Origin of the sequence: Gilliamella sp. wkB195 (assembly GCF_001690445.1) — a bacterium.
In the GTDB taxonomy this organism is placed as follows: domain Bacteria; phylum Pseudomonadota; class Gammaproteobacteria; order Enterobacterales; family Orbaceae; genus Gilliamella; species Gilliamella apicola_E.
On sequence record NZ_LZGP01000023.1, the window covers coordinates 25,024 to 43,693 of the forward strand.

Below are 18,670 nucleotides of genomic sequence, written 5' to 3' on the forward strand. Positions count from 1 at the left end.
ATGTCCTAACTTATAATCTAATGAAAAAATTATTAATATTTACAGTGTTATGTGCTTTTTTAGTCGGGTGTCAAAACCAAGGGTCGCGATACACTTCTGGCTCAAAACCATACAATTCTAAATCAATAGTTAATTCTAGCGTTAAAAGTGGTGGTGTTAATTACGCTTCAGTCACGCAAAATCCTTGGCATTACATGCTAACTCAAATTAACGTAAATGTTCCGAACAACAGCCGAGTTGTCGCGGAAAGAGAACGTTTGCTGCGTAATCCACAGGGATTTGAAAATATTGCATTACGATCTGAACCTTATGTATATTACATCATTAATCAGTTACGAAAAAATAAGCTACCGGTTGAACTTGCTTTAATTCCATTAATTGAGAGTGCTTATGACCCTTTAGCTACCTCGCCTGCTCAAGCGGCTGGTTTATGGCAATTTGTGCCAATTACAGCTAAAGAATATGGTTTAAAACGTAGCAGTAGTTTTGATGGACGTCGAGATCTAATTGCTTCAACAAGCTCAGCTATATCTCTTTTACAAAATCTTAATAACCGCTTTAATGGCGACTGGTTATTAACATTAGCTGCATATAATGCAGGTGAAGGTCGAATTCAACGAGCGATTGATAAAAATAAAGCTAAAGGACTACCTATTGACTATTGGTCTTTAGATTTACCACAAGAAACAATGCATTATGTGCCAAAAATATTAGCTATCATCGACATTGTTAAAAACAATAAACGTTATGGAATTAAACTACCGGATTGTAATTATCAAAACTCTTTAGTTAGAATTGATATGTCTAAAAACATTTCATTGTCTAAAATAGCGCAATATACTGGATTATCACTAAATGACTTAATGACATACAATGCCGGTTATGTGCAACAAACTGTAAATGGCCCTTTTCATCTATTAGTTCCTTATTCTCATGCAAATAAACTATTCAAAAAGTTGAAAAATGAGAATTTAGTTACTAGTCAAGTAACTGAGCTTTTAGAAGATGTGCCACATAACAATATGCCGTTTGAAATTAAATCAACGACAATTCAATACAGTACAATAAATGCTAAAGATGCTAAATCTATTTTAAGTAATGGCAAAAAACAGATTACTTACCAAGTTAAAGCTGGTGATAATCTTTATTCCATTGCGAGGAATTACCGAGTGAAAATCACCGATCTTTTACAATGGAATAAATTAAAAAATGGACGAGTAAAAGAAGGTGATGTATTAACAATTAATTTAGTCAATTCGAATTCATTTTAAAATTGACTAATAATGGATTATGATCCGATGCGGCTGTACTAATTATCTTAGCCGCATCAAGCTTCAAACCTCGATAAAAAATAAAATCCAATGGCCTACCTAAAAACGTTTTTCGAATATCAATAGCAAAATTAACCGGTTTAAGATTTATTGATCGAGTCAAATGATAGAGTAAATTCAGTCGTTGCCGACTCCATGCATTAAAATCACCTGCCAAAATCACTGGTCCATCATGTTGCTTAATATAATTTAATAACATATACATCTGTTGACGATATATCTTTACGCCAATACTAAAATTGATGGCATGAATATTGGCAACTAACAGCTGTTTAGTAGAATTTTTAATTGGATAAACAGTAATTAGAGCTGATTTGGGTACCCGAATAAATGGCTCTTTTTCTCTAAACGATAATATTTTAGTCGGTGCTGAATCAGTTATAGTCATAACTCCAGCAAAAATATCATTAAAGCAGTAAGCTGGTACGTGATCGGCAACTTTGTTATTCGCAGATATAAAATTCAATAATTGTGGTGTTGTTTGGGCTTCTTGTAATAGCATTAACTTTGATTGGCTCGCATATTGTTCAAGAATTTTAATACAATCAGCCCGTTTTTGTTTAAAAATATTCCAAACTAAAACCGAGAATGATGATTGATCAATTAGTGGTTCATCATTGACTATCTTATGGTTTGGTAATATCAGTTCAACACTACTATTTCCTTGATATCGTAGTGTATAGTCTCGATGCTTAAACATTTTAACCGTTCATTTTTTCTTTTAAATAATCATCAAATGACAAAGTATCATTCTGTTCTTTCTTTTGTTGCTTTTCAATTGACATAGTTCTTTGCTGAACAAAATCACTATCAGTCAATAATTGCAAAGGTTCTGAACTAAGCTGATTTTTATATTGAGTTGCTAAAACTAAGCCAAATTTAGCAGTACCTAAATCACTGATAGCCTCAAGCGTTCTTGCTGAAAGTGTTAATTCAGGCTGATCAAACATCAGATCAAGCCGTTCGCAAACTTTACGATAATGTTGTTTATCATCTTGATGATCCAATACATCAGCAACACGGAGCAAATCTTTAAATAATTCGTGGCCGACTTTCGATAATGGCTCACGATAACTATCACAGCCGATACCAATTTCAAGACCAGGTTTACGCCCTTCCATAATAACCCGATTCCAATTTAATTTTGTACACTCAAGTTCGGCACTACTCATTTCAGGCGCTGGCGCTAACGCACACCATATCAAAAATAGATCAATAAAGCGGATCTGTTCCTCAGTAATACCTATTGGTGAAAATGGATTAACATCAAGCGCACGTACTTCAATATACTCTATTCCACCACGTAATAAGGCATCTGAAGGTAACTCCCCTGCCCTAGGAACTCGTTTAGGACGAATTGGTGCATAAAATTCATTTTCAATTTGTAAAACATTATCATTTAGTTGTCGATAATGACCATTAACTTTAATGCCTAATTTACTGAACTCATCTGATTTGACATGGGTAGCACGTTTTAATCCTTCAACATAAGTATCTAGATGATTAAAGGTAATACCTAATTGTTTCTGGGCATTGTTGGTGTAACCAATATCGCTTAATCTTAATGAAGTTGCATAAGGCAAAAAGCAGTTACCATTGGTTTGTTCTATAAATGCTTTAGCTTTTTGCTTATCTTGAATAAATGAAGAGCACATAGAAGGTGATGCGCCAAACAGGTAAGGAATCACCCAACCAAATCGATAATAATTACGTATTAAAGTAAAATAACCTTCAGAAATAACCGCTTTTCCTTCTTCGGCGTTTTTCACCCCAAATCGGGCTTGCCAAAATGCCATAGGCAAAGAGAAGTTATAATGCACGCCGGATATGGTTTGCATCATTGCGCCATAACGATTCTTCAATCCTTCTCGATAAACCGTTTTAAAACGCCCTTCATTTGAGGAGCCATATTGCGCCAAAATAATATCGTCTTCATTTGCCACAAAACAAGGCATACTTAATGGCCACATCATCTCATCGCCGATACTGACACTAGCATAACGATGTAAATCACGCAAAAACGTGAGCATATAATCAATATTCGTATTAACCGGCGTGATAAATTCAAGCATCGACTCAGCAAAATCGGTTGTTATCCAAGGATGAGTTAATGCTGAACCAATTTTATTAGGAAAAGGTGTTTTTGCTAAAGAGCCGTCTGGTAAAATTCTGAGCGTTTCACGTTCAACACCCCGTTGAATGCCTTGTAAAATTGTATAGTGTTTTTCCAACCAATTGAGTGCTTTAGAAACATCAGGAATCATAATTTTATATTTCCTAAATTCAGTTTAAATTGGCTTAATTTTAGCATAGTTTAATGGTTTATATAGGCTGTTTTGTGACTATTAAAAAGAAAATAGAAATCTATCAATATACAAAATAATATAAACTAATAGAATGTCACAAATAAGAAACCATTATCTACTAGATAGATAATGGTTAGTAACTTTGCTAATGAATCAGCTTATTTATTGGCTTGTTCAATTTTTTGATTAGCGACATAATCCTCATCGACCGGTGTGATAAGATTATTCTGATGATCAACAATATAGGTTTTTCCAAAACCTAAAACTAATCTACCGACTGTTGGTGTGATTTTAAACAAATTGAAATCTTTCATTTCCGCTAACATATACACCATTTTACTTACCCTTTTAGCAAGTTGGTCAATGATGTTATCAAAAAGCTCAGATTCTCTTTCAACAATGCTTGTTGTTGCACGGAACGATAGTCGTCTACGAGCATAGATATTCTTGGTATTGCATTCATCATCAATAATTAAAAAAGAGAGATTTGCATTATCTTTCATATTTTGACTATGAGGGGCGAGATCTGATATTAAAACGTAATAATCTTTTCCATCAAAAAAATAAGGTGAATAACTCGTATCTACTTCACCATTTTTAGTCATTGTTGATAATATAATTGTGCGAATTGTTTCATGTAAATTTTCTATTGTACTTTCAACAACATCATTTTTGGACTCAGCCATAATTACTCCTTGTTTGTCTATTCAGTTAACTTATTAACTTCATTGTTATAAATTCAATTGGATGCATTTATCAAAATAGTTCGAAATATCAGTATGAGAAATTATAATAAAACTACTTGTCGGTAGGTTTGTCTTTAACAATTTCAGCAATTGTTTTTCTGACTGCTTATCTAACGCATTGGTTGTTTCATCCATAAAAATCCAATCAGGTTTATGCATTAAAATTCTTGCAATCATTAGTCGTTGCTTTTCACCACCGGAAAGTGTTTTTAAATTATCACTGAGTAAATTTCTATCGATAAATTCTGTAGAAAAACCAACTTTTAATAGAAGTTGCTTAATCAAACTTAAATCTTTTTCAAACAAAGGTTGCGGATAGCTTATTGCATGAGCTAATCCCCCAACCGGAAAATAGGCATTTTGCGATAAAAATAATGTCTTTAATTTTGGCACTTTAATCATCCCCTCAAAATTGGGATAAAGGCCAGAAATTACTTTGAAAAATGTTGATTTACCTATACCCGATGCACCGGATATAACAACCGAATCGCCTTTATTAAGATAAAGATTGGGTAGTGTTAATAAAACAGTGCCATCCGGTTTTTTTATAGTTAAATCTTCAATCGAAAATGCATCTTGATTAATCTCTAATTGGCTAGCTGATTGATATTGATGAGCAGCTTGATTAGCTTTTTCAAAAAACTGGGTTAAACGATAACTACATGCAATAAGTTCGGCAAGTTTAGTATAATTGAAAATAAACCAAGACAAGTTAGTCACAACATTACTAAATGATTTACTAATTTGCATTAAAGAACCTAAGCTAACTTTACCAATTAAATAGATAGGCAAAGAAAAGAAAATAGGCACACTTAACACCGTTAAATAATAAGGCCGTGTAAAACAGCCTAAAATAAGTTGACGTTTGATTAATAAATACCAATTTTTGATAATATGATTGAAATGCTGTTCAAATTGTTGTTTCTCCACTTTTTCACCATTCGCTAACGCGATAGGCTCTTTCGATTCACGAAATCGAGTTAAGACAAAGCGATAATTTGCCTCTAAGTGTTGTTGTTCAATTAACACGTTTTTTAAGGGGCGCCCCAGCATGTGGGCAATACAAGAAGTGAATAATACATAGATAGGTGCTAGCCAAATTAAATAATGAGAAATACTTATATCAATATTGAATAGACTAAAATTTAAAACAAAATTATCGGTAATTTTCCATAGAAGCATAAAATAGGAAAACAGGCCTATACATTGAGTAATCAGCGAAAAGCCTTCATTTGTTAATCGCTCAATAAATAGCAGACAGTCTTCGGAAATACGCTGATCAGGATTATCAATTTGGTCTTGATTTAAATACCAATATGCCTTGTTATTCAGCCATTTATCAAGTATCGAATCATTTAAAACCTTGCGCCATGTAATCACTAAGGTTTTTCTTAAAAATTCAATTATTAAGTAAGTTATTGCCCCCGAAATAGTTAATAACACAAAAACGATTAATTGGGTAATAACGCCTTGCATGTCATATTTTTCTAATGCATTAAAAAAGTTTTTATTCCAATTAATCATTTCAAGACTAATTTTAATTAAAACAATATTTAAACAAATAATAATTAAAGCATAACAGTAACCATATTTACCTTGTCTTGTTTTGAAGCAAAGCTTCATAAGCAAGATTATATTTTTCAATGTTTGCACAACTTATACTCTCAAAACTGCCTTTTTCTAAATCAACTCCTGCCAATTATCAATTTGACAGAAGTATTTAACTTTAATGATTAAAAATTAATAACCGCACTAACGGCAAAAGTTCTTCCCGGTGCGGTTTGAAGCTCGATAGGATTCGTCACTTTTACATTATTTTGTGGATTTTTATAATAACTACTAAACATCGGCCATTTAAAATATCGGCGGTCAAATATATTTAACACCGATCCCCGAATAGTAATATTTTTGCTAGGGTGCCAATTTAAATAGGCATCATAGACTGCATAACCACTTGGCTTAAATATTTCATCTGATGAGGATTTATCCCTAGAAACGTGAGATACCGCTTTGGAAAAAGTGCCGACGACTTCAGTATCAAAATTAAAATCGGGAACATTCCATTTCAAACCGATATTACCTTGCAGAGGCATGGCTTCATTAAAATAAGTTCTTTTATCACCGGGGGAATCTTGTTTTTTTCCATATTGATATGAGCTTGAAGCATTCAAAGTCCAATTTGGCGCAAAATGCCACTCGCCCGATGTTTCAATGCCCCATAGATTAACATTGGATAAATTTTTGTAGGTATAATCCTTCGGTCCAACCCGAATAAAATTCTTGATATAGTTGCTATAATCAGCTTTGAATAAGCCTACACTAAACCAACCTTCTGAAAAATCGCCTCTGATTCCGGTCTCATAAGATTTCACTTTTTCTGGTTTTAGTTTAGGGTTAGGAATCAGATTCATCGTTACCGACGGCAATGAGGTATAAAGCTGTTGAGCCGTTGGCATTTTGAATCCTTCAGCATAACGGGCATAAGCAGAGTATTGATCAGTGATGTTATATAATATGCCTAACTGCGGAATGAGGCGATGTGAACTCAAATCACGAGGTTCTTTGCCTTTAACCACCGCATAATGGCTATCCGTATTGGGTTTAATTTTATACGTTGCATATCGTAAACCCGGTTTAATTTTTAAATTTTCTGATATAAAGTGAAATTCATCTTGAAGATAAATATCTGCACGCTGCGTTTTAGCGTTAGCAAAATTAAATCCGCCACCTATGGTTTTTACGCCATTTTTTGTGTTCTCATTACGATAATTGCTACGGGTAACATCCCCTTGAAAACCATAAATTAAATCATGCGTTGTATTGAAAAAATCAACGTTTGAATTTAACTGAAGATCCAACTGCCAAAACTTTTCTTTATAATCATTCGTGGTATAAGTATAAATCGGTGTTTGTCTTCGATCTTTTTGTTGACGATGCGATTTTAAATAACGTTCTTGCGGCGAGTAAGAGAACATCGTCTTGATTTGATCGATAAAGCTTATTTCGGGAGTCCAACTATCATCAATCGCAAACCTTTTACGAGTTTGAATTTGTGTTCTTCGATAATCCCCGTTGAATGTTCCATTGGTTTGTAATCCATAATCATACATTTGTTTTACATACGAATTAGAACGGAAATTCTCAAATGCTAACTTTGTTTCTCGAGTATCATTATGATAAACCAATTTGGTTAACATATTTTCAGCTTTAGCATCCAACGGATTTAATTTATTACATTTAATAGCATCTGCGCCACGTGGACAGCCCCAAATACCGCCATTTGCTTTAGCTTTAGTTAACTTGGTTTCTTGGTAATCTCTTCGACTAAAACTGATCAATCCTTCTAAGTTAGGCATCAATTCAAGCGCTAACATACTCGTTTTGGTATTTTGTTTATTTAAACTATCATAACCGCCACTTACTCGAACAGCATAAGACTTACCTTTAAGTAAATCACTAGGATCTATGGTTTTAAACGCAACTACCCCACCAACAGCATCTGCCCCCCATAATACCGAGCCAGGTCCACGAATGACTTCAACAGCTTTTATATTTGCTAAATCAATAAAATTTCTATTGCCGTCTTGGATACTTTCAATCACTCTTGAACCGTCAACTTGCATTTGAATACGGTTACCCGCCATACCACGTATTCTAATACTGCCTAAATTACCAAAAGGGTCGGTCCCTGAAGTTTGCCGATTAACTGATATTCCCGGTAAATATCTAACTAAATCTTCCATTGTTGACATTTGATGATCATCTATATTCTTTCTAGAGATGACATCAACAGTTTCTGGAATAGCTAATTTGGCTCTTTTTTGTCTACTAGCCGTTACCGTCATAGTTTCCAATTCATCATCAGCAGCAAATACTGAAAAGGAGATTGAAGCAGTCAAAACGGTTAAAAAGATTTTATTTATTTTCATTTTTCACCACAAAGTTATATTAATAAACTGCTCAAATTAATTCCCAATATTTGATAATTATCATTTTTTACTAATTAATCTAGCAAAAATAAAAAATATGATCAATGAGAATAATTATCATTTATATTAGATAATGATTATCATTAGCTTTGAGGCAAGGGACTAAAATATTAAAATGAGCGATTAATATCAATGAGGTTGAATAGAAAAGCAAATCTAGACCAATAGTTATTAATAACTAATATAAATATTAGTCATTAATAGCCTAAATCAGTAAATAACTATTTGTATTTTTCTAACAAAACCAAAACTTCCATGTGTGAAGTGTGCGGAAACATGTCGAACAATTGGGCTTTAATCATTTGATAATCGCTTAAAAGCTGCAAATCTTCTACCATAGATGCTAAGTTACAACTTGAATATAATATATATTTCGGTTTTATATTATCTAAGTATTGAATGAGTGATTTACCAGCCCCGCGCCTTGGAGGATTAAGTAAGACTAAATCAGGGATACCTTGTTCATTGTTTACATATTTAGTGGCATCTAACGATTTAAAATCGAGTTTATCATAACCAAGTTTTTCAGCGGATTTTGTTGCGCACTCAATGGCATCAGAACTAATTTCAATGCCAGTCAATTGGATCTTTTCATTATTAGAATGACCGATACAATGCAAACCAAAACCACCTACTCCACAAAATAGATCCCATATTGAGTTAACATTTAAGTTTGCCACCCAATCACTAGCCGTTTGATAAAGTTTTTCTGCAATGTAACTATTTGTTTGAAAGAAACTTTTAGATTTAATATATAAAGGTATCTGATTGAATTGGAACGCTAAAAAAGGATTATCGGTTAAAATCAGTTCTTCTTCCCCCTCTAATATCGCTGCATGGTTAGGTTGGATGTTGATAGTAACAACTTCTAAGTTATTTATTTGCAAGTTGTGGTAACTATTTTTAATTTTTTCTACAAATTTATGTGATTTCAATACAAATCGCAGCATAAAATGGCTGTTATTATCAATAATGCTTTCTGTGATGATAACGAATTTTAACTCCCCTTTTCGCTTGTTGATATTATAGGGAACTAATCCCTGCTTACGAATATAAGTACGAACCAATTTTAGAATATTTTGCATGTTCGAGCTATAAAGCGGGCAATCGCACAAATCAATCGCATCATTACCGTTTTGGATGCCTAAAATTGGTTTTTCAACCGTACCCAGCACTGCCATTTTAGCTTTATTACGAAACCCTGATTCAGGACTCACATACGGATCGTTAACTTGTTTAGGATTAAAATCAGCTAATATCTCCAACAAATGACTTTGTTTCTCAGTTAATTGAGAATGATATGGTTGATTAATTTTATGACAAGACAAACATTTTTTTTCTTGATAATAGCTACATTGCATCATATTGAAACCTTTTTTTATAATGTTTTATTATATAATTAAACGGTTTCAAGCTGTATTAGTTTTCATTTTTTATACACAAAAACCCCGTTCCTCAACTTTTTTTTCGTAAAATTTAAACTTTTAATCAAGAGGAATTATCCACCGCTATGCTTTAAAGAAACAACGGTATATGATAGGATATTACCATTAAAATTACAGGAACACGTTAATGTCTATTAAGTTAAAAACTCCCGCCGAAATTGAAAAAATGCGTATTGCAGGCAAATTAGCTGCTGAAGTTTTAGAGATGATCGAGCCGTATGTTAAACCAGGAATTACTACTGGTGAACTCGATAAAATTTGTTATGAACATATTGTAAATGTACAAAAAGCTATTCCTGCCAATATTGGTTATCATGGATTTAAACATACAAGTTGTATATCCATTAACGACGTGGTGTGTCATGGTATTCCAAGTTTTGATAAAAAATTAAAAGATGGTGATATTCTTAATATAGATGTAACTGTGATCAAATATGGTTATCATGGGGATACTTCAAAAATGTACATTGCAGGTAAACCCACTGTCGCTGGCGAAAAACTTTGCCAAGTTACACAAGAGAGCTTATACGAAGCGATTAAAATCATAAAACCAGGAATTCGATTGAGAGAAATCGGTAAAGCTATTCAAAAATATGTTGATAAATTTGGATTTTCTTCAGTTCGTGAATATTGTGGTCATGGTATTGGTGAGGTATATCATGATGAGCCTCAAGTATTACATTATGATGCTGATGATGGTGGCGTAATTTTAAAACCAGGTATGACTTTTACGATTGAACCAATGGTGAATACTGGCGATTGGCGTACACGTACAATGAAAGATGGTTGGACCGTTAAAACTAAAGACCATGGACTTTCAGCTCAATATGAGCACACTATTTTAGTAACCGATAACGGGGTTGAGGTTTTAACCCTTCGTAGTAACGAAAACTTTCCTCGTATTATCGAACATTAAATAAAAAAAGAGATTCAACAAAACTGTTGAATCTCTTCATTTCATCCTTCCAATCTATCAACTTTCTTTTGATATCTTTTAACTTTCCAAAGTTTCAATAGAGGCTCATAAAATTTTTTATGAATTAATGCCAAGCTATTACCATCGCCAGAAATCAATTAAATATTTCTTAATATAATAGCGTATAAAGCTTACGACGATAACTACTAGCTAAAGCGTTATTAGTACCCAATGCAGCTAACAGATCAAGTAATGTTTTCTTAACTTGACCATCTCCCGCATTTAGATCTTTTGTTAACGGTTTGAATAGTAGCTCTAAAGCCTCTTCGTGTCGCCCTACTTGCATCAATTGTGATGAAAGTTGGATCATTAATTCAATATTGTCAGGTTGTTTGGCCAATTCAGCTTGCAACTGCTGTAATTCTGGTGAATTTGCCGCTTGTTCAAGTAACTCAATCTCAGCTTGTAATCCATGAAAAGCCGAATCTTGGTCTTGTAGCGGAATTGTTGCTAAAACTTCTTTAGCATCGTTAAGTTGCTTTTGTTCAATTTGCGCTTTAGCTAACATTAATGCGATATCTGATCTTGGTTTGCCTAAGTGATCAGTTAGCGTCGTCCATGCTTGTTTTAATAAAGGTAAAGCTTGGTCATATAACCCTTCATTAAATAATTTTTGAGCTTCAACAAGTTTTAATTCATCTTCATTAGGTAAGATTTTGGCTAAAAATGCTTTAAATTGATCTTCACTTTGTGGACCTTGAAAACCATCAACTGGCTGCCCATTTTGGAACATATAAACTGTTGGAATCGCTCTTAAACCAAATTGTGCTGCAAGCATTTGTTGCTCATCACAATTTACGCTGGCTAAAATAAATTGTCCTTGATGCTCTGTCGCTAATTTTGTTAGCGTGTTTGTCATCTCTTGATGATTTGGACTTCTTGGTGACCAAAAGTAGAATAACACGGGAGTATTTGTCGATTTTTCGACAATTTCTTGAATATTCTGTTCGTTAACATCAAAAATAAATTGATTTGACATAATTTATCCTATGAATAATTTAATTTATTACTTATTTTCTAAAATTTTATCCATTAATCTGTCGGGAAGCAAACGTTTAGCTATCGCTGCTAACTTCGTTACTTTAGTTACCCTGTAACGTATTTTTGGCTTATCGTGCTCCAATGCATGATAAAGATAGGGTAAAACAGCTTCGGGAGCTAAGGTAAAACGTCTAGCAATTGGTGGATTTTTTACAATATTCTCTTTTTCGGTTTGATTCACATTATTTGAAAAATAGGTTTTTAATGGACCAGGTTCGATTAAACAAACCTTTATATTCGTTTTAGCTAATTCTAACCTTAATACATCAGACCATGCTTCTAAGGCGTATTTACTGGCTGAATAAGCTCCTCTCCCTGGGGTTGCAACAATTCCAACAATAGAGCTTGTTTGAATAATTCTTCCTTCATTTTGCTCTAGCATTGCCGGTAACAATAATTGAGTTAATTGATGTACACCAAAAAAATTTGTTGAAAACTGTGACTCTAACTGCGCTCGACTGATGGTGTTTAATCGACCATATACCCCAAATCCGGCATTATTAAATAAAGCATATAATTTACCTTCACTTAAAGTTAAAACTTCCTGTGCAGCTTGAGTAACAGAGTCTGGATCATCCAAATCTAAAAGAACGGTTTCAAAACCTTGCTCGACTAATTTTTTTTGGTCTTCAACTTTACGGCAAGAAGCAATAACACGATAACCTCGCTTTTTTAATGCTATTGCTGAAATCAAGCCAATACCGCTTGAGCAACCTGTTATAAAAATTGTACGCAAATTTTATCTCCGTTATGATTCATTTATTGTCAAGTTCACTTATGGCAATTATGATAGCACATTTAAAACAAATATACGGCTAATAAACACCTAGAGGTCCTTATGAAAATTGCTATTATCGCAGCAATGGAAGAAGAAGTTGCAATACTAAAAAGTCAAATTACTGATTATCAATTAGAACATCATTTAGGATGTGATTTTCACATTGGCAAAATTGCTAATTGCGACATCGTATTATTACAATCAGGTATCGGTAAAGTAGCTGCGGCATCCGGAACTACCCTGCTTTTAAATAATTACCAAGTTGATGCGGTAATTAACACTGGCTCAGCTGGTGGGCTTTCAACTAAGCTCAGTATCGGTGATATTATTGTATCAAAAGATGTTTTTTATCATGATGTGGATCTAACTGCTTTTGGATATAAGCCGGGCCAAATGTCTGGTTGCCCTGTTTCGTTTCCTGCTGATGAAAACTATCGATCATTAGCCGAAGCTTGTATCAAAAAACATGGTGTCAATGCCGTGGCTGGTTCAATCGGTAGTGGAGATGCTTTTATTAATGGAAAAAGTAATCTAGAACGAATTAAGCAAACTTATCCTGAAGCAATTGCCGTTGAAATGGAAGCTGCTGCGATCGGCCATGTTTGTTGGTTATTTAAAGTTCCTTTTGTAGTGGTTAGAGCGATTTCAGACAATGGAGATAATGAATCAGCAATTGATTTTCAATCCTTTTTAAAGTTAGCCGCAGCTCAATCATCTAAAATTGTTGAATCGATGCTAAGTGAACTTGCTTAAATAACGTGGTGTCAATTTCATTTGACACCCTAGATATTGATCAATTTAATAAGCCATATTGTTCAAATAGTGGTTTTCTCCACCCAGATAATATTTCAGGCATACTTTCGTTTTTATCTATTTTCCATTTTATATATTGATTGATTAACCGTTTTGATATAATTAATTCACGGCTAAGTCCAGTCTGTGATGAAATATTTTCAGTGATTTGCTTTAATAAATCAGAAGTTTCTTTGTAATTTGGATAACTATTCATTCGTTTAATTGGTGGAATATTCGGTATAGGTTCCTGCAATATTTCCAAAATGGTTGGACCATATAGCCGAACTTCTTTCCCTTTCATTCCTAATTTATCAAGTTCAGCTAACGACGAAGGTTGGAAACGGGCAATCTTAAATAAAACAGCTTCATGTATAACAAAATTTAATGCAATATTTTCAGATTTGGCTAATTGGTATCGCCATAATGCTAACTTAGCCAATTGTCCTAAGCTGTCACCTTTTAATTGCCAGCTATTTCCGATATTTAGGTAAGCATCTTTAGGATCAAACGGCTTGCATTTACGGGCAATCGCACTTTGACATTCTTGATAAGCTGCATCTAAATAATGATTAGTTGTGAGCTTAACTTTTAGAATTTCCATTAATTGGAAGAGATATAACACATCATTAATCGCATATTCACATTGTTTTTCAGTCAAAGGACGTTTTAACCAATCTGTTCGAGTTTCGCTTTTATCTAATTCAATGCCAAGGTATTTGTTAACTAAACTAGCATAGCCACTGCTAACAGGATTATCTAGGAATGATGCCAAAATTTGGCTATCTATAATTGGAGTGGGTACACAGTTAAATGTAGAAAGAAACACATCAATATCCTCACTACAAGAGTGAAAATATTTTTCAATTGTTGGATTGGCTAAAATAGCTAAAAAATCCTGCCAATTGTTGATATTAACCGGATCAATTAATGCTGCATGTTTACCATCAAAAACCTGAATAAGTCCTAATTGAGGATAAAATGTTCGCGTGCGAACAAATTCCGTATCTAATGCGATTGCATTGCTGTTCGCAATTTTTAAACAATAACTAGATAATTCTTCATCCGTAGTAATATATTGATAAATCAAAATATGAATCCTATTTAAGAGGTCGATTTTTTTGCAAATGATACATCTATTACAACAATTTCAGAACAGGTCATTAATCGTATTGGCGGCCCGCCAAACCCATAACCACTACTCACGATACTGGTAAAATGATGATTAGTATCTTGATAAATTCCCTTAGCATTTTTATACATCATGGCGACTAAAATATTAACAGGGAAAATTTGCCCACCATGTGTATGTCCAGATAGCATCAAATCTACATTTTGTTCAGCGGCTTCATCAAGATTTCTTGGTTGATGATCTAACAATATTATAGGTTTCTCGGTATCAGTAAACAGGATTAAATCGGATAATGAAGCGCGCTTAATATCATACCGAGATGAAGAAAAATCATCCCGCCCTATCAATGTTATACCAACTTCATCAAGATAGACTATGTCATCTTTTAAGACTTTCAAATTTGCTTTTTTGAAGGCATTAATAATATCATCTTCACGATTATTAGCGTCATTAATTCCTAAATATTCATGATTACCAAAAATAATATAGCTACCATATTTTGGTTTTAATTGTTGAAACTGCTTATCAAAGCCATATTCTAAAAAAGGCTTTAAACTCTTATCCAGTGTATCCCCCGTTATCACAATAAAATCAGGTTCCAAAGCGTTTACCTTTTCGACCATTTCTTGAATCATTTTGGTAGACGTATGTTCATTGATATGAATATCTGAAAGTTGAACAATTCTTAAATGCTCAACATGAGCCGATTTATTAATTTCAACTTTATAATGGACAATTTGAGGATTTATCGCCATTTCATGCCCAAAACAAAACAGCGCTACAACAGCAATAATAAAGCTAACCTTAAGCCATAGATTGGGTTTTAATCTTTTTTTACTAAACCAATAGGTGATATCAAAAATAGTAGCTATAAAAACGCTACAAATCATTAATCCAGAAATGGAGATTAAAGAAAGATGTATATATGAAGGTATAAAACCATCTAATAATCTGGCAAAAATTAATGATAATCCGGCAAAACAGACAGTGCCCCAATAAATAATTCGAAAGTAACCTGTTAAATTCAAATTAAACCAAAACTGCCAACGTTTGCCAAAATAGAATGTAACAAACACACTAATAACAATCGTTGCAAAAATGGCTATAAAATCAACAAATGTCATAATTATCCGAACAATCGAAAGCAAAAAATGGTATGATAACAGAATTAGATCCTATAGCACCAATAACTTTTATGAATAGCAAAAAAGATCAGTTATTTTCAACACCAATTGATAAATTAGGCGATTGGACTTTTGATGAAAAAGTTGCCGAAGTCTTTCCCGATATGGTGCAACGCTCTGTTCCTGGTTATTCGAATATAATCTCAATGATAGGCATGTTGGCTGAAAGATTTGTTCAACCCAATTCAATGATATATGATTTGGGATGCTCGCTAGGCGCTGCATCACTTGCAATTCGTCGGAATATCAAACAAGAAAATTGCCATATCATTGCCGTTGATAATTCATTACCAATGGTAGAACGATGTAAAAAACACCTTGATGCCTATAAATCAACTACACCTGTTGATGTTATATGTGAAGATATTTGCAATATTAATATGCAAAATGCTTCAATGGTTGTCCTAAATTTTACCTTGCAATTTCTAACGCCAGACAATCGTCAACGTGTTTTAAATAATATCTACCAAGCATTAATCCCTAATGGCATATTAGTGCTATCTGAAAAATTTAGTTTTAATGATAAGTGTGTTGATGAATTATTATTTAACATGCACCATGACTTCAAACGAGCGAATGGTTACAGTGAACTAGAGATTAGCCAAAAACGGAATATGCTTGAAAACGTTATGCTTACCGATACTATTGAAACCCATAAACAGCGTCTTGCTAAAGCAGGATTTAAACATGTCGATACCTGGTTTCAATGTTTTAATTTCGGTTCCATCATTGCTATAAAATAACATCAGATTTAACCCAATTACAAAGGAATAACGAATGATTGATTTTGGTGATTTTTACCAAATTATCGCAAAAAATAAGCTTAAAAATTGGCTTGAAGTATTACCAGCACAACTAGCTAATTGGCAAAGGCAAAATTTAGATAACCGTTTTAGCCAATGGTTAAATAGCATTAAACACTTGCCAGCTATTACCCCTTTTCAAATCGACTTCTTACACAGCGTAACGGCTAAAACTGAGCAACCGTTATCTTCAGGGGAACAGCAAAGAATCACCCAATTATTGAAAACTATGATGCCGTGGCGTAAAGGCCCTTTTCATCTTTATGGTGTGGATATTGATACAGAATGGCGTTCTGATTGGAAATGGGAGCGACTAATTAATCACATTGAAAATTTAGAGGGCAAAACAGTTCTCGATGTTGGTTGTAATAGTGGTTATCACTTGTGGCGAATGGTTGGCGCAGGAGCTAAACTTGCCGTTGGTATTGATCCAATGGCGCTTTATTTATGCCAATTTGAAGCAGTAAGAAAACTATTAGGTAATGATCAACGAGCTCACTTACTACCCTTAGGAATTGAGGAACTGCCAAAATTAAATGCATTTGATACGGTTTTTTCAATGGGCGTATTATATCATCGCCGTTCGCCACTTGATCATCTTTACCAATTGAAAGATCAATTAGTTGATAGTGGACAATTAGTGCTTGAAACCCTGGTTATTGAGGGAGTCGAACACCAAGCATTAATGCCAGGTGAACGTTATGCTCAAATGCGAAATGTCTATTTCATCCCATCTGTCCCCACCATGATAAATTGGCTACATAAATGTGGTTTTAAAGAGATAAAAATGGTTGATATATCGAAAACCAGTTTAGATGAACAGCGCAAAACAGACTGGATGGAATCTGACTCATTAGCTGAGTTTCTTGATCCGAACGATTTGAGCAAAACGATTGAAGGTTACCCTGCTCCAATACGAGCGGTATTTGTTGCCCGAAAATAGTGCGTTGATCTTATCGAATCAATTAACATAAAAAACGGGCTTATGCCCGTTTTGTTCTTAATTCTATAGATGATATTAATTATTCTTTATAATCATTTGAACTGGGTAGTGATCTGAATACTTATCAGTAAAATCATCTTTGAGTACCTTAACATCAATCACGTTTTCTTTAAGTGGTGGTGAGACATAGATATAATCATAACGTAATGGTACTGATGCTTGATCATAAAAGACTTTAGTTGGTGCGGTTGAGATAAATTCTTTGTGTTTTATCTTTAATGCATCAATATAACCCGCATCAAGTAGATTTTGTTGAACGGTATAGCTTAATTGGCCATTTACCAGATTATCAAGAATTGGTCTTTTCTTCTGTTTTTCTTTTATATCTTCTAAAAGCGTGCTTTTATCATAATCAGGTTTATCTGCTGGAGAGAATGAATTCAAATCCCCCGCGATTATCCATTTACCATTAGGATCACGACTGTATTTAATTGAATCTATAATCAAATTAATTTCATCGATACGCTTAGCCGTCCAAAACGGGTTCATATGGGTTATCACAAAATGATAATTACCAACATCTGCAAACAGCGCTCCATGCCATAAATTATCGACCACTTTATTCACATTTACGATAGGATATTTTGAGGTAATGGCAACTGGGAAAAAAGCAGGATCATCTGGTGACTCTTTTAACAGAACAGCGTATTTGTGACCATAACTGGCTGCAAATTTTTCAAGTTTTTCTCGAGTAAAGAAATTCATCTCTTGCCAGGCAATGATATCGGCATCTTGCGCTTTTGCCCAATCAATATATTTCTGCTTGCCTTCGCTCTCATCTAACTTCATCCCGTTATAAACATTATAACTGATGATTTTAAGTTGCTTAACATCATCAATTGATGCGTAAGCACTTGAAGCACTAAAAATAATACCACCAATTAATGCTGCAATTTTCAATCTAGTTTTACTCATAAGATATTCCTTTATTTTATTAACTCACTATAAATATTATATTGATTCGATTTTAATCAAAATTCTTTTTATGATTTATGTGATTTAGGTCAATATTATTATCAACAATTCGTGCGATTCTAATTTTATTCAAGAAAGGATCATGATCTGTGAATATAAAGATTGGATAATTGCGATTTTGAAACTTCAAAAACCCCGCTCCTCAACTTTTTTTATAATATAAATACAA

The 18,670-nt window shown here is 33.7% G+C and carries 16 protein-coding genes; 5 read left to right on the forward strand and 11 right to left on the reverse strand.

What is annotated here, in order from left to right:
• The first annotated feature begins 20 nt into the window (after positions 1-20).
• The gene (locus tag A9G08_RS06075; RefSeq protein ID WP_081299514.1) at positions 21-1,271 is read left to right on the forward strand and encodes a transglycosylase SLT domain-containing protein; all 1,251 of its coding nucleotides are present in this window, start codon (positions 21-23) and stop codon (positions 1,269-1,271) included.
• Here the strand turns inward: A9G08_RS06075 and A9G08_RS06080 are convergent.
• The 6 genes from A9G08_RS06080 to rlmC all read right to left on the reverse strand — a co-directional run bounded on the left by A9G08_RS06080 (position 1,252) and on the right by rlmC (position 9,736).
• Positions 1,252-2,031, reverse strand: coding sequence for an endonuclease/exonuclease/phosphatase family protein (locus A9G08_RS06080; RefSeq protein ID WP_065562840.1), 780 nt, complete (start codon positions 2,029-2,031; stop codon positions 1,252-1,254). The genes A9G08_RS06075 and A9G08_RS06080 overlap by 20 nt on opposite strands.
• A gap of 1 nt (position 2,032) precedes the next feature.
• On the reverse strand, positions 2,033-3,595 hold the full coding sequence (gshA, locus tag A9G08_RS06085) for a glutamate--cysteine ligase (protein WP_065562841.1): 1,563 nt from the start codon (positions 3,593-3,595) through the stop codon (positions 2,033-2,035).
• A 200-nt stretch (positions 3,596-3,795) separates the two neighbouring features.
• Entirely contained in the window at positions 3,796-4,323 is a 528-nt protein-coding gene (locus tag A9G08_RS06090) for a HugZ family pyridoxamine 5'-phosphate oxidase (protein ID WP_065562842.1), read from the reverse strand.
• 45 nt (positions 4,324-4,368) lie between these two features.
• A complete protein-coding gene (locus A9G08_RS06095; RefSeq protein WP_141673938.1) occupies positions 4,369-6,027 on the reverse strand; it encodes an ABC transporter ATP-binding protein/permease in 1,659 nt (552 codons plus the stop codon).
• An 89-nt stretch (positions 6,028-6,116) separates the two neighbouring features.
• Positions 6,117-8,312 (reverse strand): TonB-dependent hemoglobin/transferrin/lactoferrin family receptor, encoded by a 2,196-nt coding sequence (locus tag A9G08_RS06100; RefSeq protein ID WP_065562844.1) that lies wholly within the window; start codon positions 8,310-8,312, stop codon positions 6,117-6,119.
• Between the two features lie 281 nt (positions 8,313-8,593).
• A complete protein-coding gene (gene rlmC / locus A9G08_RS06105) occupies positions 8,594-9,736 on the reverse strand; it encodes a 23S rRNA (uracil(747)-C(5))-methyltransferase RlmC (RefSeq protein ID WP_081299515.1) in 1,143 nt (380 codons plus the stop codon).
• Positions 9,737-9,944: 208 nt separating this feature from the next.
• Here rlmC and map point away from each other — a divergent pair, with 208 nt between their 5' ends.
• Entirely contained in the window at positions 9,945-10,733 is a 789-nt protein-coding gene (gene map, locus A9G08_RS06110) for a type I methionyl aminopeptidase (protein ID WP_065562845.1), read from the forward strand.
• A 169-nt stretch (positions 10,734-10,902) separates the two neighbouring features.
• Here map and A9G08_RS06115 read toward each other — a convergent pair whose 3' ends face one another.
• The gene (locus tag A9G08_RS06115; protein WP_065562846.1) at positions 10,903-11,772 is read right to left on the reverse strand and encodes a co-chaperone YbbN; all 870 of its coding nucleotides are present in this window, start codon (positions 11,770-11,772) and stop codon (positions 10,903-10,905) included.
• Positions 11,773-11,799: 27 nt separating this feature from the next.
• Positions 11,800-12,570: an SDR family oxidoreductase gene (locus A9G08_RS06120; protein WP_065562847.1), complete on the reverse strand. Its 771-nt coding sequence runs from the start codon at positions 12,568-12,570 to the stop codon at positions 11,800-11,802.
• 102 nt (positions 12,571-12,672) lie between these two features.
• On the opposite strand from A9G08_RS06120, the gene A9G08_RS06125 reads away from it, so the two are divergent.
• Positions 12,673-13,365, forward strand: a complete 693-nt coding sequence (locus A9G08_RS06125; protein WP_065562848.1) for a 5'-methylthioadenosine/adenosylhomocysteine nucleosidase — start codon at positions 12,673-12,675, stop codon at positions 13,363-13,365.
• A 40-nt stretch (positions 13,366-13,405) separates the two neighbouring features.
• Here A9G08_RS06125 and rnd read toward each other — a convergent pair whose 3' ends face one another.
• Positions 13,406-14,494: a ribonuclease D gene (gene rnd, locus A9G08_RS06130; RefSeq protein WP_065562849.1), complete on the reverse strand. Its 1,089-nt coding sequence runs from the start codon at positions 14,492-14,494 to the stop codon at positions 13,406-13,408.
• A 14-nt stretch (positions 14,495-14,508) separates the two neighbouring features.
• Complete coding sequence (locus A9G08_RS06135) at positions 14,509-15,660, reverse strand: metallophosphoesterase (protein WP_065562850.1); 1,152 nt, start codon at positions 15,658-15,660, stop codon at positions 14,509-14,511.
• 32 nt (positions 15,661-15,692) lie between these two features.
• On the opposite strand from A9G08_RS06135, the gene cmoA reads away from it, so the two are divergent.
• Complete coding sequence (gene cmoA, locus A9G08_RS06140; protein WP_065562851.1) at positions 15,693-16,463, forward strand: carboxy-S-adenosyl-L-methionine synthase CmoA; 771 nt, start codon at positions 15,693-15,695, stop codon at positions 16,461-16,463.
• 34 nt (positions 16,464-16,497) lie between these two features.
• On the forward strand, positions 16,498-17,466 hold the full coding sequence (gene cmoB, locus A9G08_RS06145; protein ID WP_065562852.1) for a tRNA 5-methoxyuridine(34)/uridine 5-oxyacetic acid(34) synthase CmoB: 969 nt from the start codon (positions 16,498-16,500) through the stop codon (positions 17,464-17,466).
• A gap of 75 nt (positions 17,467-17,541) precedes the next feature.
• Here the strand turns inward: cmoB and A9G08_RS06150 are convergent, their stop codons facing one another.
• Positions 17,542-18,441, reverse strand: coding sequence for an endonuclease/exonuclease/phosphatase family protein (locus tag A9G08_RS06150; protein ID WP_081299517.1), 900 nt, complete (start codon positions 18,439-18,441; stop codon positions 17,542-17,544).
• Positions 18,442-18,670 lie beyond the last annotated feature (229 nt).

Bases quoted from the DNA above. Each gene is read 5' to 3' on its own strand.
- A9G08_RS06075 (WP_081299514.1), top strand. From the start codon at position 21: ATGAAAAAATTATTAATATTTACAGTGTTATGTGCTTTTTTAGTCGGG.
- A9G08_RS06080 (WP_065562840.1), bottom strand. From the start codon at position 2,031: ATGTTTAAGCATCGAGACTATACACTACGATATCAAGGAAATAGTAGT.
- gshA (WP_065562841.1), bottom strand. From the start codon at position 3,595: ATGATTCCTGATGTTTCTAAAGCACTCAATTGGTTGGAAAAACACTAT.
- A9G08_RS06090 (WP_065562842.1), bottom strand. From the start codon at position 4,323: ATGGCTGAGTCCAAAAATGATGTTGTTGAAAGTACAATAGAAAATTTA.
- A9G08_RS06100 (WP_065562844.1), bottom strand. From the start codon at position 8,312: ATGAAAATAAATAAAATCTTTTTAACCGTTTTGACTGCTTCAATCTCC.
- rlmC (WP_081299515.1), bottom strand. From the start codon at position 9,736: ATGATGCAATGTAGCTATTATCAAGAAAAAAAATGTTTGTCTTGTCAT.
- map (WP_065562845.1), top strand. From the start codon at position 9,945: ATGTCTATTAAGTTAAAAACTCCCGCCGAAATTGAAAAAATGCGTATT.
- A9G08_RS06115 (WP_065562846.1), bottom strand. From the start codon at position 11,772: ATGTCAAATCAATTTATTTTTGATGTTAACGAACAGAATATTCAAGAA.
- A9G08_RS06125 (WP_065562848.1), top strand. From the start codon at position 12,673: ATGAAAATTGCTATTATCGCAGCAATGGAAGAAGAAGTTGCAATACTA.
- A9G08_RS06135 (WP_065562850.1), bottom strand. From the start codon at position 15,660: ATGACATTTGTTGATTTTATAGCCATTTTTGCAACGATTGTTATTAGT.
- cmoA (WP_065562851.1), top strand. From the start codon at position 15,693: ATGATAACAGAATTAGATCCTATAGCACCAATAACTTTTATGAATAGC.
- cmoB (WP_065562852.1), top strand. From the start codon at position 16,498: ATGATTGATTTTGGTGATTTTTACCAAATTATCGCAAAAAATAAGCTT.
- A9G08_RS06150 (WP_081299517.1), bottom strand. From the start codon at position 18,441: ATGAGTAAAACTAGATTGAAAATTGCAGCATTAATTGGTGGTATTATT.